Origin of the sequence: Streptomyces sp. MBT65 (genome assembly GCF_016612545.1) — a bacterium.
Classification (GTDB): Bacteria; Actinomycetota; Actinomycetes; order Streptomycetales; family Streptomycetaceae; genus Streptomyces.
In genome coordinates, this window is record NZ_JAENRY010000410.1 from 1 (window position 1) to 14,229 (window position 14,229).

16 protein-coding genes are annotated in these 14,229 nt (G+C 70.3%); 7 read left to right on the forward strand and 9 right to left on the reverse strand.

The window, feature by feature from the left end; all coding sequences use genetic code 11:
• Positions 1 to 421: 421 nt before the first annotated feature.
• Entirely contained in the window at positions 422 to 1,630 is a 1,209-nt protein-coding gene (gene serB / locus JHN63_RS46545; protein ID WP_200691186.1) for a phosphoserine phosphatase SerB, read from the forward strand.
• Positions 1,631 to 1,767: 137 nt separating this feature from the next.
• Here the strand turns inward: serB and JHN63_RS46550 are convergent, their stop codons facing one another.
• From JHN63_RS46550 to JHN63_RS46560, 4 genes are all read right to left on the reverse strand, one after another.
• On the reverse strand, positions 1,768 to 2,292 hold the full coding sequence (locus JHN63_RS46550; protein ID WP_200691187.1) for a histidine phosphatase family protein: 525 nt from the start codon (positions 2,290 to 2,292) through the stop codon (positions 1,768 to 1,770).
• An 89-nt stretch (positions 2,293 to 2,381) separates the two neighbouring features.
• Positions 2,382 to 2,588, reverse strand: coding sequence for a hypothetical protein (locus JHN63_RS46555; protein ID WP_033286415.1), 207 nt, complete (start codon positions 2,586 to 2,588; stop codon positions 2,382 to 2,384).
• A 207-nt stretch (positions 2,589 to 2,795) separates the two neighbouring features.
• Positions 2,796 to 2,912: an SGM_5486 family transporter-associated protein gene (locus JHN63_RS54130; RefSeq protein WP_267953869.1), complete on the reverse strand. Its 117-nt coding sequence runs from the start codon at positions 2,910 to 2,912 to the stop codon at positions 2,796 to 2,798.
• A gap of 48 nt (positions 2,913 to 2,960) precedes the next feature.
• Positions 2,961 to 4,286, reverse strand: coding sequence for a CynX/NimT family MFS transporter (locus tag JHN63_RS46560; protein WP_234478735.1), 1,326 nt, complete (start codon positions 4,284 to 4,286; stop codon positions 2,961 to 2,963).
• A gap of 82 nt (positions 4,287 to 4,368) precedes the next feature.
• Here JHN63_RS46560 and JHN63_RS46565 point away from each other — a divergent pair, with 82 nt between their 5' ends.
• Positions 4,369 to 5,067, forward strand: a complete 699-nt coding sequence (locus tag JHN63_RS46565; RefSeq protein ID WP_200691189.1) for a FadR/GntR family transcriptional regulator — start codon at positions 4,369 to 4,371, stop codon at positions 5,065 to 5,067.
• Positions 5,068 to 5,071: 4 nt separating this feature from the next.
• Here the strand turns inward: JHN63_RS46565 and JHN63_RS46570 are convergent, their stop codons facing one another.
• The 3 genes from JHN63_RS46570 to fabG all read right to left on the reverse strand — a co-directional run bounded on the left by JHN63_RS46570 (position 5,072) and on the right by fabG (position 7,078).
• Entirely contained in the window at positions 5,072 to 5,425 is a 354-nt protein-coding gene (locus JHN63_RS46570; RefSeq protein ID WP_200691190.1) for a hypothetical protein, read from the reverse strand.
• 175 nt (positions 5,426 to 5,600) lie between these two features.
• Positions 5,601 to 6,368 (reverse strand): enoyl-ACP reductase FabI, encoded by a 768-nt coding sequence (gene fabI, locus JHN63_RS46575; protein WP_200691191.1) that lies wholly within the window; start codon positions 6,366 to 6,368, stop codon positions 5,601 to 5,603.
• Between the two features lie 5 nt (positions 6,369 to 6,373).
• Positions 6,374 to 7,078: a 3-oxoacyl-[acyl-carrier-protein] reductase gene (gene fabG / locus JHN63_RS46580; RefSeq protein ID WP_200691192.1), complete on the reverse strand. Its 705-nt coding sequence runs from the start codon at positions 7,076 to 7,078 to the stop codon at positions 6,374 to 6,376.
• Positions 7,079 to 7,318: 240 nt separating this feature from the next.
• Here fabG and JHN63_RS46585 point away from each other — a divergent pair, with 240 nt between their 5' ends.
• From JHN63_RS46585 to tyrS, 3 genes are read left to right on the forward strand one after another with little or no spacing between them, the layout of a single operon-like run.
• Positions 7,319 to 8,842: a TldD/PmbA family protein gene (locus JHN63_RS46585; protein WP_200691193.1), complete on the forward strand. Its 1,524-nt coding sequence runs from the start codon at positions 7,319 to 7,321 to the stop codon at positions 8,840 to 8,842.
• Positions 8,839 to 10,233 (forward strand): metallopeptidase TldD-related protein, encoded by a 1,395-nt coding sequence (locus JHN63_RS46590; RefSeq protein WP_200691194.1) that lies wholly within the window; start codon positions 8,839 to 8,841, stop codon positions 10,231 to 10,233. The genes JHN63_RS46585 and JHN63_RS46590 overlap by 4 nt, the downstream gene beginning before the upstream one ends.
• A gap of 45 nt (positions 10,234 to 10,278) precedes the next feature.
• Entirely contained in the window at positions 10,279 to 11,547 is a 1,269-nt protein-coding gene (gene tyrS, locus JHN63_RS46595; RefSeq protein WP_200691195.1) for a tyrosine--tRNA ligase, read from the forward strand.
• A gap of 66 nt (positions 11,548 to 11,613) precedes the next feature.
• Here the strand turns inward: tyrS and JHN63_RS46600 are convergent, their stop codons facing one another.
• On the reverse strand, positions 11,614 to 11,892 hold the full coding sequence (locus JHN63_RS46600) for a GlsB/YeaQ/YmgE family stress response membrane protein (protein WP_043685229.1): 279 nt from the start codon (positions 11,890 to 11,892) through the stop codon (positions 11,614 to 11,616).
• A gap of 253 nt (positions 11,893 to 12,145) precedes the next feature.
• On the opposite strand from JHN63_RS46600, the gene JHN63_RS46605 reads away from it, so the two are divergent.
• The gene (locus JHN63_RS46605; protein ID WP_200691196.1) at positions 12,146 to 12,544 is read left to right on the forward strand and encodes a DUF3099 domain-containing protein; all 399 of its coding nucleotides are present in this window, start codon (positions 12,146 to 12,148) and stop codon (positions 12,542 to 12,544) included.
• A 224-nt stretch (positions 12,545 to 12,768) separates the two neighbouring features.
• Positions 12,769 to 12,993: a hypothetical protein gene (locus JHN63_RS46610; protein WP_200691197.1), complete on the forward strand. Its 225-nt coding sequence runs from the start codon at positions 12,769 to 12,771 to the stop codon at positions 12,991 to 12,993.
• A gap of 100 nt (positions 12,994 to 13,093) precedes the next feature.
• Here the strand turns inward: JHN63_RS46610 and moaA are convergent, their stop codons facing one another.
• Positions 13,094 to 14,083 (reverse strand): GTP 3',8-cyclase MoaA, encoded by a 990-nt coding sequence (moaA, locus tag JHN63_RS46615; RefSeq protein ID WP_200691198.1) that lies wholly within the window; start codon positions 14,081 to 14,083, stop codon positions 13,094 to 13,096.
• Positions 14,084 to 14,229 lie beyond the last annotated feature (146 nt).

The window sequence follows — 14,229 nt, forward strand, 5'->3', positions numbered from 1 at the left end:
CGGGGGGATACGGCCGTACGGGTGAGCCGTGGTGATGTCGGACAAGGTGTGGAGGGCGGGGCCACGTTCGCATGGCCCGAGAACCGAGCGGCCCGACAACCCGGTAGCCAGACGGCCCAACACCACGCCGCCCCACCCGTACGGCCGTATCCCCCCGCGGCCGGCGCCCTACCAATTGCCCCCTCCGCGACGACCGGCCAACTCCCGGTCGGCGCCGCGCTCTACCTCGATCGCCTCGACGCGTCTCCTGACCGCGCCCCAGCCACCTCACGACCGTCCGCAGCCCACTTCTGACCGCCGCCCCGCCCCTCCGTGATCACCCCGTAAGGTTCGCGCCACCGACTCGACACCCACTGTTCCGTGTCCGCTAGGCGGACCTCTGCGGCATAAGGCACTCCGTGCCGGATACGGTGGGTACATCATGAGCGCTTCGCAGACCTCTGACGTCCCCACTCTCCTCGTCAAGATCTTCGGCAAGGACAGGCCGGGCATCACGGCCGGACTCTTCGACACCCTCGCCGCCTACTCCGTCGACGTGGTCGACATCGAGCAGGTCGTCACCCGTGGCCGGATGGTGTTGTGCGCACTCGTGACCCCACCGCCCGCCGGGCTCGAAGGGGATCTGCGGGCCACCGTGCACAGCTGGGCCGAGTCGATGAAGATGCAGGCCGAGATCATCTCCGGCCTCGGCGACAACCGGCCGCGTGGACTCGGGCGTTCGCTGGTGACCGTGCTCGGCCACCCCCTCACCGCGGAGTCCACCGCCGCGATCGCCGCCCGGATCACCAAGGCCGGCGGCAACATCGACCGTATCTTCCGGCTCGCCAAGTACCCCGTGACAGCGGTCGAGTTCGCGGTGTCCGGGGTGGAGACCGAGCCCCTGCGCACCGCCCTCGTCACCCACGCGGCGACGTTCGGCGTCGACATCGCCGTCGTGGCGGCGGGGCTGCACCGGCGGGCCCAGCGGCTCGTCGTCATGGACGTCGACTCCACGCTCATCCAGGACGAGGTCATCGAACTGTTCGCCGCGCACGCCGGCTGCGAGGCCGAGGTCGCCGAGGTGACCGCCGCCGCGATGCGCGGGGAGCTGGACTTCGAGCAGTCGCTGCACGCGCGCGTGGCGTTGCTCGCGGGGCTGGACGCCTCGGTCGTGGACAAGGTCCGCAGCGAGGTGCGGCTGACGCCGGGGGCTCGCACTCTCATCCGTACGCTCAAGCGGCTCGGCTACCAAGTCGGCGTCGTATCGGGCGGGTTCACCCAGGTCACCGACGACCTCAAGGACCGGCTCGGGCTCGACTTCGCCCAGGCCAACACCCTGGAGGTCGTCGACGGGAAGCTGACCGGCAAGGTCACCGGCGAGATCGTCGACCGCGCGGGCAAGGCACGGCTCCTGCGCCGCTTCGCCGCCGAGGCGGGCGTACCGCTCGCGCAGACCGTGGCGATCGGCGACGGCGCCAACGACCTGGACATGCTCAACGCGGCCGGTCTCGGCGTCGCCTTCAACGCGAAACCGGTCGTACGGGAGGCCGCGCACACGGCGGTGAACGTGCCGTTCCTCGACACCGTGCTGTATCTGCTGGGCGTCACCCGCGAAGAGGTCGAGGCCGCGGACACGCACGACGAGGACTGATCCCGGAGACGTGGACCTCGCACAGCCTTCGGGCCCGGCACCGCGTGGTGCCGGGCCCCTTGTGCTGTGGGTCGACGGGGCTATGTGTTTGCGGGACTGCGTGTCCGCGTGCCGTGCGGGGCCGCACGTCCGCCGGTCTATTCGGACGGCGCCCAGTAGTCGTCCAGCGTGGCCACGCCCGGCTCCAGTGCCTTCCAGGAACCGGTGAACGACAGGACGGCGAAGCCGGCGGCCGCGAACCCGCGCTGGTTCAGCCACTCACGGGCCTCGGCGGATCCCGCGCCCGCTCCGGGGAGGATCTCGGCCAGGCCCTGCACGCTCGGGTTGTGGCCGACGAGGATCACGTTCCGCGCGTCGTCCGGCGTCTCGTTCAGCACCGCGATCAGCTCACCGGGGGAAGCCTCGTAGAGCCGCTCCTCGTAGACGGTTTTCGGCCGGTGCGCGAGCTCGTGGACGGCGAGTTTCCAGGTCTCGCGGGTCCGGACCGCGGTGGAGCAGAGGGCCAGATCGAAGGGGATGCCGGTGTCGGCCAGCCTGCTTCCGGCGGTGGCCGCGTCCAGGCGGCCCCGCTCAGCGAGCGGCCGCTCGTGATCGGTCACCTGGGGCCAGTCGGCCTTCGCATGCCGGAAGAGGACAATCCTGCGGGGTTCTGCGACGCTCATGGGATCCAGCTTCGCATGAAACAGGCCATGGGGCGCAGGGAGTTGACGGGGCTGCTCCGCGAGTGCTCAGCGGGTACTCGGCCCGGTACTCAGCGGGCTATGAGCTGCTGCACACGCTCGAACAGATGGGTGATCACCGGGTCCGAGGCCGCCGCTTGCGCGTCCGTCGGGTTGAGCATCATCACGAGCAGCACGACGAACGCGAGCGCCGGCAGGGCGAGGGCCCACCACGGCAGCCTGATGTCGACGCCGCCCGTGGTCGCCGGGTGGGGCCGGGTGTGCGTAGGGGCCGACATGAGTGCCTCCGCTGGTCTCCGGGTGGTCCGCGATCCGCTTCTCGCGGTCACAACTCGAAGGTACGGAACACGCGGCCCCCAACCCATCCGGAGATCCACCCACTTGACCCTGAGCCTCACCCCCTAGGGGATGGTGGGGAGAACCCCACCATCGGCCCACGGAGGCGCACTTACCGGCACACGGTCACCGGGAGGCGGGCGCGGCGCTCACGGAGAGGCGATCGTCGCGATGACGGCGATGACGATGAAGATGGCGAAGAACGAGCCGAAGACGATGAGCATCTTCCGCTGGCCGTTCTGGGGGTTCGGGTCGAGCACTGGCATACGGCAAGTCTCGCACCCACCGTCCGGGCCGCGTCCGCCGGGGCGGGTTCAGCGGGCCGCCTCGTCCTCCACCGTACGGTTGCGGCCCGCGAGGACGCCCACGGCCATCTGCGGGACCATCAGGCCGGCCATGAGGGCGATCGGCAGTCCCCAGCCGCCGCTGTGCTGGTAGAGCACACCGACCAGGAGCGGCCCCGGGATGGAGATCAGATACCCGGTGCTCTGCGCGAAGGCCGACAACTGGGCGACGCCCGCGCCGGTCCTGGCCCGCATCCCGACCATCGTCAGGGCGAGCGGGAACGAGCAGTTGGCGATGCCGAGCAGCACGGCCCAGGCCCAGGCGCCGCCGGCCGGCGCGAGGTACAGGCCCGCGTATCCGACGAGGCCGCAGACGCCGAGCGCGATCACGATGGGGCCCTGCCGGGGCAGCCGGGTGGCCAGGCGCGGGATGACGAAGGCCAGCGGCACGCCCATCACCATGGTGACGGCCAGCAGCAGCCCGGCGGTGCCCGCGGAGACCCCCGCGTCCCGGAAGATCTGCGCCATCCAGCCCATCGTGATGTACGCGGCGGTGGCCTGGAGCCCGAAGAACACGGCGAGCGCCCAGGCGGTACGGCTGCGGGTGATCCGCAGCACCGGCCGCGCCCGCTCGGCCTCCCACGCGCGGGTGGACTGTCCCCCGGGCGCCTCCGACCCGGACGGTGCCTCCCGGTGTCGTACGAGAGCGGTCCACGGCAGTACGGCGGCCGCGGCCGGCACTGCCCAGACGGCCAGGCCGGAGCGCCAACTGCCGCCCAGGGCATCGGTCATGGGCACGGTGACCGCCGCGGCGGAGGCCGTGCCGAGGGCCAGGGCCATCGAGTAGAGGCCGGTCATGGAGCCGACCCGGTCCGGGAACCAGCGCTTGACGATCACCGGCATCAGGACGTTGCTGACCGCGATGCCCATCAGCGCGAGCGCGCTGCCGGCCAGGAAGCCGGCCGTGCCGCCTATGTAGGGCCGTACGAGCAGGCCCGTGGTGATGAGGACCATGCCCGCGCAGACCACTGCGGCAGGGCCGAAGCGGCGGGCGAGGCGCGGGGCCATGACGCCGAAGACGGCGAAGCACAGCGGGGGCACGGAGGTGAGCAGTCCGGCGACGCTGCCGCTCATGCCGAGCCCCTCGCGGACCTCTTCGAGGAGGGCGCCGAGGCTGGTGATGGCGGGGCGGAGGTTCAGCGCGGCGAGCACGATGCCGAGGACGAGCAGACGCGTCGTCCACGCGTGCGTGGACGCTTTCCCGGTCTGCTTCCCCGTCGGCGCCGGGGAGTCGCTCACGGTGGAGCCGCTGACGTTCGTCGTGGACTTCAGTGTCCGGGTTTCCTCGCTTGCCATGCCGACCATCATAGAATGATGGGATGATTGGTTGTCCATCCCCGGGTGGCCCGCTCCCGCCCCGCGCATGCGAAGGTGTCCCATGCCCCTGAGCCACCCCCGCCGTTCGGCGCTGTCCGAGCAGGTCATCGCCTCGCTGCGGAACCAGATCACCTCGGGCGAGTGGCCGGTCGGCTCCCGGATCCCGACCGAGCCGGAGCTGGTCGAGCAGCTCGGGGTGGCCCGCAACACGGTCCGCGAGGCCGTCCGGGCGCTCGCGCACAACGGTCTGCTGGACATCCGCCAGGGCTCGGGCACGTACGTCGTGGCGACGAGCGAGCTGGCCGGCGTGATGCACCGCCGCTTCGCGGACGCCGACCCCCGGCACATCGCCGAACTGCGCTCCACACTGGAGTCGTCGGCGGCGCAGCTCGCGGCCGAGCGGCGCACCGAGAAGGACCTCAAGCAGCTGGACGCCCTCCTCGTACGGCGTGAGGAGGCCTGGGAGTCGGGCGACACGGAGGCCTTCGTGACGGCCGACGCGACGCTGCACATGGCCGTGGTGGCGGCCTCGCACAACGACGTCATGACGGCGATGTACGCCGACCTGGGCGAGGTGCTCCGGGACTGGCTGCGCGCGGACGTCGGCGAGGCGCTGACTCCGGAGACGTACATGGACCACACGCGGCTGGTGGACGCGATCCGCGCGGGAGACGCGCAGGCGGCCGCCGAGGAGGCCGCGGGCTATCCGTTCGTGTGCCGCCCGGGACGCTTCGACCCGCCCGCCCAGGAGGCTTCGTAGGGGCTCAGCCCGTCCGTTTCTGGTGGCTGACCCACACCGCGCGGACGTCCTCCCAGCAGCGGCCGGTGAGCCGTACGGTCTGCGCCGGGCCGGCGTCGGTCGCGATGCCGTCGCTGTCGACGTCCCACCAGCGGTCGCACTCGATGTGGAGGCTGACGCGGTCGGTCCGGGGGTACGGGTTGTGGCAGTACGCGATCACGTGCGAGCCGTGGACGGCGGTGCGGCAGTCGGCTCCGAACAGCTGGGGTGCGGCCGGTTTTCGGGCCTCCACGCGTACGTGGGGCATCGCCTCGTACGCCAGGGAGATGACGAGCGCGACGGCGACGGTCACTGAGGCCAGGCTGCGGGACAGGCGCACAAGGGAAACCTCCTCGGCGGTGCTGGGGAGGGAATCGCGTGGTGAACGCGTAATCCAGGGTGCGCAGTTGTGCCCTGCCCCCGCCCGGCCGGAGGGGCCGAACGGGTGACGCCCCGCTCCCCGCGCGGTGCGGGGAACGGGGCGTCGACGCCGTAGGAAGAGGCGGGCCGGGAGGTCAGGCTCCGATGGCGTGCAGGCCGCCGTCCACGTGGATGATCTCGCCCGTGGTCTTCGGGAACCAGTCACTCAGGAGGGCGACGATGCCCTTGCCGGCGGGCTCCGGGTCCTTGAGGTCCCACTCCAGGGGGGAGCGGTTGTCCCACACGGCGGCCAGCTCGTCGAAGCCCGGGATGGACTTGGCGGCCATCGAGCCGAGCGGGCCGGCGGAGACGAGGTTGCAGCGGATGTTCTGCTTGCCCAGGTCGCGGGCGAGGTAGCGGCTGGTGGCCTCCAGGGCGGCCTTGGCCGGGCCCATCCAGTCGTACTGCGGCCACGCGAAGGACGCGTCGAAGGTGAGGCCGACGACGGAGCCGCCGTTCTGCATCAGCGGCAGGCAGGCCATCGTCAGCGACTTCAGGGAGAACGCCGAGACGTGCATGGCCGTCGCGACCGACGCGAAGGGCGTGTTGAGGAAGTTGCCGCCGAGCGCGTCCGGCGGCGCGAAGCCGATGGAGTGCACGACACCGTCCAGGCCGCCCAGCTCCTCGCCCACGACGTCGGCGAGACGCGCCAGGTGCTCGTCGTTCGTCACGTCGAGCTCGATGACCTTGGTGGGCTTCGGGAGCTTCTTGGCGATGCGCTCGGTCAGCGTGGGCCGCGGGAACGCGGTCAGGATGATCTCGGCGCCCTGCTCCTGGGCCTGCTTGGCGGCGTGGAAGGCGATGGAGGACTCCAGCAGCACACCGCTGATCAGGACGCGCTTGCCCTCGAGAATTCCGCTCATGGTGATCAGTGACCCATTCCCAGTCCGCCGTCTACGGGGATGACGGCTCCAGTGATGTACGAGGCGTCGTCCGAGGCGAGGAACCGCACCGTCGCGGCGACCTCCTCGGGCTGCGCGTACCGGCCGAGCGGCACCTGCTTCATGATGGCCTCGCGCTGCTCGTCGGTGAGCGCCTTGGTCATGTCGGTGTCGACGAAGCCGGGCGCGACGACGTTGAAGGTGATGTTGCGCGAGCCCAGCTCACGGGCGAGGGAGCGCGCGAAGCCCACCAGGGCGGCCTTGGAGGCGGCGTAGTTCGACTGGCCGGGGCCGCCCATCAGGCCGACGACCGACGAGATGAGGACGACGCGGCCCTTCTTGGCGCGCAGCATCGCGCGGTTGGCGCGCTTGACGACGCGGAAGGTGCCGGTGAGGTTGGTGTCGATGACCGAGGTGAAGTCCTCCTCGGTCATGCGCATGAGGAGCTGGTCCTTGGTGACGCCGGCGTTGGCGATCAGGACCTCGACCGGGCCGTGCTCGGCCTCGATCTCCTTGTAGGCCTGCTCCACCTGCTCGGGGTCGGTGATGTCGCACTTGACGGCCAGGAAGCCGGCCGGCGGCTCCCCCGAGCGGTATGTGATGGCGACCTTGTCGCCGGCATCGGCGAACGCGCGGGCGATGGCGAGGCCGATGCCCCGGTTGCCTCCGGTGACGAGAACCGAGCGGCTCAACGGATCACCCTTTCGATAGCGGTTCTGCACGCCTGCCCGATACACCTGGTTGACAGGCGGCTTTATCGAAAATCTATCGGTCAGCCCCGTCCGGCGGACAATCGGGCACCGACAGTGGCTTACCGACCTCGCTGTCGGGTCCCTACAGAAAGTGCCGACGCAGCGCGGAAACGTGTGGTCCCCGCACCCACTCGCGCGACATGATCGGACCCGACAGGCCACGACAGCAGGGAGACCTCCGTGCCTCATTCCATCGACGAAGCCTTCACGGCACTTCCGCTACGCGCCCTGGCCGACGCCGCGCTGGCACGCGCGCGTGCGCTCGGCGCCGAGCACGCGGACTTCCGGTTCGAGCGGGTGCGCAGCGCGTCCTGGCGGCTGCGGGACGCCCGGCCCGCCGGTACGTCGGACACCACCGACCTGGGGTACGCGGTGCGGGTCGTGCACGGCGGCACCTGGGGGTTCGCGTCGGGCGTGGACCTGAGCCTGGACGCCGCCGCCAAGGTCGCCTCGCAGGCGGTGGCGATGGCGAAGCTCTCCGCCCAGGTGATCAAGGCGGCCGGGTCGGACGAGCGGGTCGAGCTGGCCGCCGAGCCCGTGCACGAGGAGCGGACGTGGATCTCGTCGTACGAGATCGATCCGTTCTCGGTGCCCGACGAGGAGAAGGCGGGGCTGCTGGCGGACTGGAGTGCCCGGCTGCTCGCGGCGGACGGCGTCAACCACGTGGACGCCTCGCTGCTCACCGTGCACGAGAACAAGTTCTACGCCGACACCGCCGGGACGGTGACCACCCAGCAGCGGGTCCGGCTGCATCCGCAGTTGAACGCGGTGTCGGTCGACGAGTCGAGCGGTGAGTTCGACTCCATGCGCACCATCGCGCCGCCCGTGGGCCGCGGTTGGGAGTACCTGACGGGCACCGGCTGGGACTGGGACGAGGAACTGGCCAGGATCCCCGAGCTGCTCGCCGAGAAGATGCGCGCGCCGAGCGTCGAGGCGGGCCTCTACGACCTCGTCGTCGACCCGTCCAACCTCTGGCTGACGATCCACGAGTCCATCGGCCACGCCACCGAACTGGACCGCGCGCTCGGCTACGAGGCCGCCTACGCCGGCACGTCCTTCGCCACCTTCGACAAGCTCGGCAAGCTCAAGTACGGCTCCGAGCGGATGAACGTCACCGGGGACCGCACCGCCGAACACGGCCTCGCCACCATCGGCTACGACGACGAGGGCGTCGAGGGCCAGTCCTGGGACCTGGTCAAGGACGGCACCCTGGTCGGCTACCAACTCGACCGCCGTATCGCCAAGTTGACCGGCTTCGACCGCTCGAACGGCTGCGCCTACGCCGACTCCCCCGGCCATGTGCCGGTACAGCGCATGGCCAACGTGTCGTTGCAGCCGGACCCGGCGGGGCTGTCCACGGAGGATCTGATCGGCGGGGTCGACCGCGGGATCTACGTGGTCGGCGACCGGTCGTGGTCGATCGACATGCAGCGCTACAACTTCCAGTTCACCGGGCAGCGATTCTTCAAGATCGAGAACGGGCGGATCACCGGACAGCTGCGGGACGTCGCGTACCAGGCGACGACCACGGACTTCTGGGGGTCCATGGCGGCCGTCGGCGGTCCCCAGACCTACGTCCTGGGCGGCGCCTTCAACTGCGGCAAGGCCCAGCCGGGCCAGGTCGCGGCGGTCTCGCACGGTTGCCCGTCGGCCCTCTTCCAGGGCGTCAACATCCTCAACACCACGCAGGAGGCCGGTCGATGAGTCCTCGTACGAACAAGCCGCACGAGATCGTCGAGCGCGCCCTCGAGCTGTCGCGGGCCGACGGCTGTGTCGTCATCGCCGACGAGCAGTCGACCGCCAACCTCCGCTGGGCGGGCAACGCGCTGACCACGAACGGCGTCACGCGCGGGCGCACGCTCACCGTCATCGCGACCGTCGACGGCAAGGAGGGCACCGCCTCGGGGGTCGTGTCCCGGTCCGCCGTCACCCCTGAGGAGCTGGAACCGCTGGTGCGGGCCGCCGAGGCCGCCGCGCGCGGTGCGGCGCCCGCCGAGGACGCGCAGCCGCTGGTCACGGGCGTACCGGAGTCGCCCGACTTCACGGACGCGCCCGCCGAGACCTCGTCCTCCGTGTTCACCGACTTCGCGCCGGCGCTCGGCGAATCGTTCGCACGCGCGCGTGCGGGCGGTCGCGAGCTGTACGGCTTCGCCAACCACGAGCTGGTCTCCAGCTACCTGGGTACGTCGACGGGCCTGCGCCTGCGCCACGACCAGCCCAACGGGACGCTGGAGCTCAACGCCAAGTCCCCGGACCGTACGCGCTCGGCGTGGGCCGGCCGCTCGACCCGGGACTTCAAGGACGTCGACCCGGCGGCCCTGGACGCCGAGTTGGCCGTACGACTGGGCTGGGCGGAGCGGAAGATCCCGTTGCCCGCGGGCCGCTACGAGACGCTGCTGCCGCCGACCGCGGTCGCGGACCTGCTGATCTACCAGATGTGGTCGGCGTCGGGCCGGGACGCGGTCGAGGGCCGCACGGTGTTCTCCAAGCCGGGCGGCGGCACCCGGGTCGGCGAGCGGCTCACCGAACTGCCGTTGACGCTGCGCAGCGACCCGAACGAACCGGGCCTGGAATCCGCCCCGTTCGTGCTCGCGCACACCTCAGGGGGCGACCAGTCGGTGTTCGACAACGGGCTGCCGTTGACCGCCACCGAGTGGGTGCGCGAGGGCGAGTTGCAGCACCTGCTGACCAGCCGGCACAGCGCGGGGCTGACCGGGCTGCCGGTCGCGCCGGCGATCGACAACCTGATCCTGAGCGGGGGCGAGGACACCTCCCTGGAGGAGATGGTCGCCAACACCGAGCGCGGGCTGCTGCTCACCTGCCTCTGGTACATCCGCGAGGTCGACCCGGCGACGCTGCTGCTCACCGGGCTGACCCGGGACGGCGTCTACCTCGTGGAGAACGGCGAGGTGGCGGGCGAGGTGAACAACTTCCGGTTCAACGAGTCGCCGGTGGATCTGCTGGGGCGGGCGACCGAGGCGGGGCGGACGGAAAAGACGCTGCCGAGGGAATGGAGCGACTGGTTCACCAGGGCCGCGATGCCCGCGCTGCGGGTGCCGGACTTCAATATGAGCTCTGTCAGTCAGGGCGTATAACCTCGTACCTGACTCACGAGACCATCCCAAGGAGATACGAGAACCGTGACGGACATCGTCGACGAACTGCAGTGGCGCGGGCTCATCGCCCTCTCCACTGACGAGGACGCATTGCGCAAGGCGTTCGCGGACGGTCCCGTCACGTTCTATTGCGGTTTCGACCCGACCGCGCCCAGCCTGCACCTCGGCAACCTCGTGCAGATCCTGACGATGCGCCGGATCCAGCAGGCGGGCAACCGTCCGCTGGGCCTGGTCGGCGGTGCCACGGGCCTGATCGGCGACCCGAAGCCGAACGCGGAGCGGACGCTCAACTCACCCGACGTCGTGGCCCATTGGGTGGAGCGCCTGCGCGCGCAGATCGCCCCGCTGCTGGACTTCGAGGGCCCGCACGCCGCGATCATGGTCAACAACCTGGACTGGACCCAGGGCCTGTCGGCCATCGAGTTCCTGCGGGACGTGGGCAAGCACTTCCGGGTCAACAAGATGATCGCCAAGGAGGCCGTCTCCCGTCGGCTCAACTCCGACGCGGGCATCAGCTACACCGAGTTCAGCTACCAGATCCTCCAGGGCATGGACTTCCTGGAGCTGTACCGCAGGCACGGCTGCACGCTCCAGACCGGCGGCAGCGACCAGTGGGGCAACCTCACCTCGGGCACCGACCTGATCCACCGGGCCGAGCCGGAGGCCGTGGTGCACGCGCTGGGCACCCCGCTGATCACCAAGGCCGACGGCACCAAGTTCGGCAAGACGGAGTCCGGCACGGTCTGGCTCGACCCCGAGATGACCACGCCGTACGCCTTCTTCCAGTTCTGGCTGAACGCGGACGACCGGGACGTCTCCAAGTTCCTGCGCATCTTCAGCTTCAAGTCCCACGAGGAGATCGAGGAGCTGGAGCGGCAGACCGAGGAGCGTCCCCAGGCGCGTGCCGCGCAGCGCGCGCTGGCCGAGGAGCTGACGACGCTGGTGCACGGCGCCGAGCAGACGGCCGCCGTCACCGCCGCATCCAAGGCCCTCTTCGGGCAGGGCGAGCTGGCGGAGCTGGACGAGAGGACGCTGGCCGCGTCCCTCTCCGAGCTGCCGCACGTCCAGGTCGCCGAACTCGGCCCGGTCGTCGACCTGTTCGCCGAGGTCGGTCTGGTGGCGAGCAAGTCCGCCGCGCGGCGGACCGTGAAGGAGGGCGGGGCCTACGTGAACAACGTGAAGGTCGCCGCGGAGGACGCCGTGCCGGCGAAGGAAGATCTGCTGCACGGGCGGTGGCTGGTGCTGCGGCGGGGCAAGAAGAACCTGGCGGCCGTGGAGGTCACGGGCGCGTGAGTGCTTGAGCGCATGACGAGGGGGCGGTCTCCCGGACCGGGAGACCGCCCCCTCGTCGTACGACTGTCAGGCTCTCTGTTTGTTCTTGCCGATCGTCGCCATGTACGCCATGTCGACCACGAAGACGATGATGATCGCGGCGATGAGCTGGAACGCGTGGCGGCTCCAGTCGATGCCGCTGGTCGCGTCGACGCCGGCCGCCCGGGCGATCGCGTTGCCGACGATGGCGCCGAGAATGCCGCAGATGGTGGTCAGCCAGAGCGGACTGTGCTGCTTGCCCGGGATGATCGCCTTCGCGATCAGGCCCAGCACGAATCCCACGATGATCGCCCACAACCAGCCCATGGCTGCCTCCTAGTACGGCTCGACGTGCGACCTGAGCATTACGCCAAGTGTGGGTCCGGTCGCCGTACGGCGCATGTCGGGTACGGCCATACGCGCTACGGCGCAGCTCGGTCGCCCAGGCCCGATGTGCCCCGGTCTCGAAGGCGGCGGAGGCGCGGCGTAACGTAGGACGTGTCGGGGCCCGGTTCCCGGATCGGGTGCGAACCGGGGTGCGGGCCGGGGAGAGTCCGATGCGGGCGGATGGTGGAATGTGATGCGGAAGCTGCACGGCGAGGGCAACGCCCAGGTGTTCCGGATCACCGGAGCCCGGACGGGACTCGCGGAGGACATTCGCGGACGGCAGCGCCGCTATGTCATCTCGATGTCGATCCGTACGGTGTCGGTGATCCTCGCCTGCGCGCTGTGGAACGTCGAACGGCACGTCGCGATCGTCGCGTTGGTGCTCGGTGTGCTGCTCCCCTATGTCGCCGTCGTGATCGCGAACGCGGGACGGGAGAACGCGCCGGGGCTTCCGTCCACGTTCGTCACCACGCCGCTGCGGCCGATGATCACACCGCCGCGCTCCGACGAGGCGTTCACGGAACCCGTCCCGGAAGGGGTCGTGCCCGAGCCGGCACCCCGGGTCGGAGGCGAACCGTACGACCGGTCGTGACCATGGCGAACGTGCCATAACCGGAAGTCGGCTCCGCACCAAGCTCAAGAAAAGCTCAGATCAATCATGTTGTTCCGGTGCCGGGCGACCGGCTCCCCGTGACATACTTCGTACGCGCTCCGCATCCCCCGTCGGAGCGACGGACCGACGCCGGGCAGCTCCCCCCGTGGCTGCTCGGCGTCGCCTTTTCAGCGCATCTGTGAGACGAAATTCCGTGAGTTCCCGTGAGTGACGAGACACCCATCTGCTCCGCGAAGGGCTGCCGCGCCGACGCCGTGTGGGTGCTCGCGTGGAACAACCCGAAGATCCATACGCCGGAGCGCCGCAAGACGTGGCTCGCGTGCGAGGAGCATCGCGAGCATCTGTCGCAGTTCCTCGGTGTGCGGGGGTTCCTGAAGGACGTCGTCGCGTTCGAGGACTGGGAAGAGCCCGAGGCGTCGGCTTCGTAGAGCTGCGGGCCTGCCTCGTAGGGACTGCGAGCCCTCGTAGGGACTGCGGGACTCCAGCGGCTACTGGCCCTCGTCAGGGCTACTCGCCTGCGAGGGGTGCTCAGCCGCCGATCGCCGACATCGGCCGGTCCGGCTGGAGAAACGACGGGTCGTCGAGGCCCGAGCCCGCCTTCTTGCCCCACATCGCCTGGCGCCAGACGCGGGCGATCTCCTCGTCGGGGGCGTCGGAGCGGAGCGCGGCGCGGAGGTCGGTCTCCTCGCGGGCGAACAGGCAGTTGCGTATCTGGCCGTCGGCGGTGAGGCGGGTGCGGTCGCAGGCTCCGCAGAACGGGCGGGTGACCGAGGCGATGACGCCCACGCGGTGCGGGCCGCCGTCCACGATCCAGCGTTCGGCCGGGGCCGAGCCGCGTTCCTCCGAGCCCTCGGTGGTCAGCTCGAAGCGGGTGCGGAGGGAGGCCAGAATGTCGCCGGCCGTGACCATGCCGTCGCGGGTCCAGCCGTGCTGGGCGTCCAGGGGCATCTGCTCGATGAAGCGCAGTTCGTAGTCGTGCGCCACGGCCCAGGCCAGCAGGTCCGGGGCCTCGTCGGCGTTGAGTCCCGGCATCAGCACCGAGTTGATCTTCACCGGGGTCAGGCCCGCGTCGTGGGCGGCTTCCAGGCCCGCGAGGACGTCCTTGAGGCGGTCGCGGCGGGTGAGGGTCTTGAAGACGTCGGGGCGCAGGGTGTCCAGGGAGACGTTGACCCGGTCCAAGCCCGCTGCCTTCAGGGCGGTCGCGGTGCGCTTGAGGCCGATGCCGTTGGTCGTGATGGACATCTGGGGGCGGGGCTCCAGAGCCGCGACCCGCTCGACGATGCCGACCAGGCCGGGGCGCAGCAGGGGCTCGCCGCCGGTGAAGCGGACCTCCTCGATGCCCAGGGAAGTGACCGCGATGTCTATCAGGCGGACGATCTCGTCGTCCGTGAGGAGGTCGGGCTTGGCCAGCCATTGCAGGCCCTCCTCGGGCATGCAGTACGTACACCGGAGGTTGCACCGGTCGGTCAGCGAAACCCGAAGGTCGGTGGCTACGCGGCCATAGGTGTCGATGAGCATGTGGGCCCCCTCCCTCGTTTTCGGATCGCATGTTTTCCGACACCTGCGAGCCTACGCGACACCTCTGACAACACGAGCGGCCCGATCCCACGAGGTACGACACGGCCGCGTCGTAGGGATACCTACGACGCGGCCGTGTCGTACCT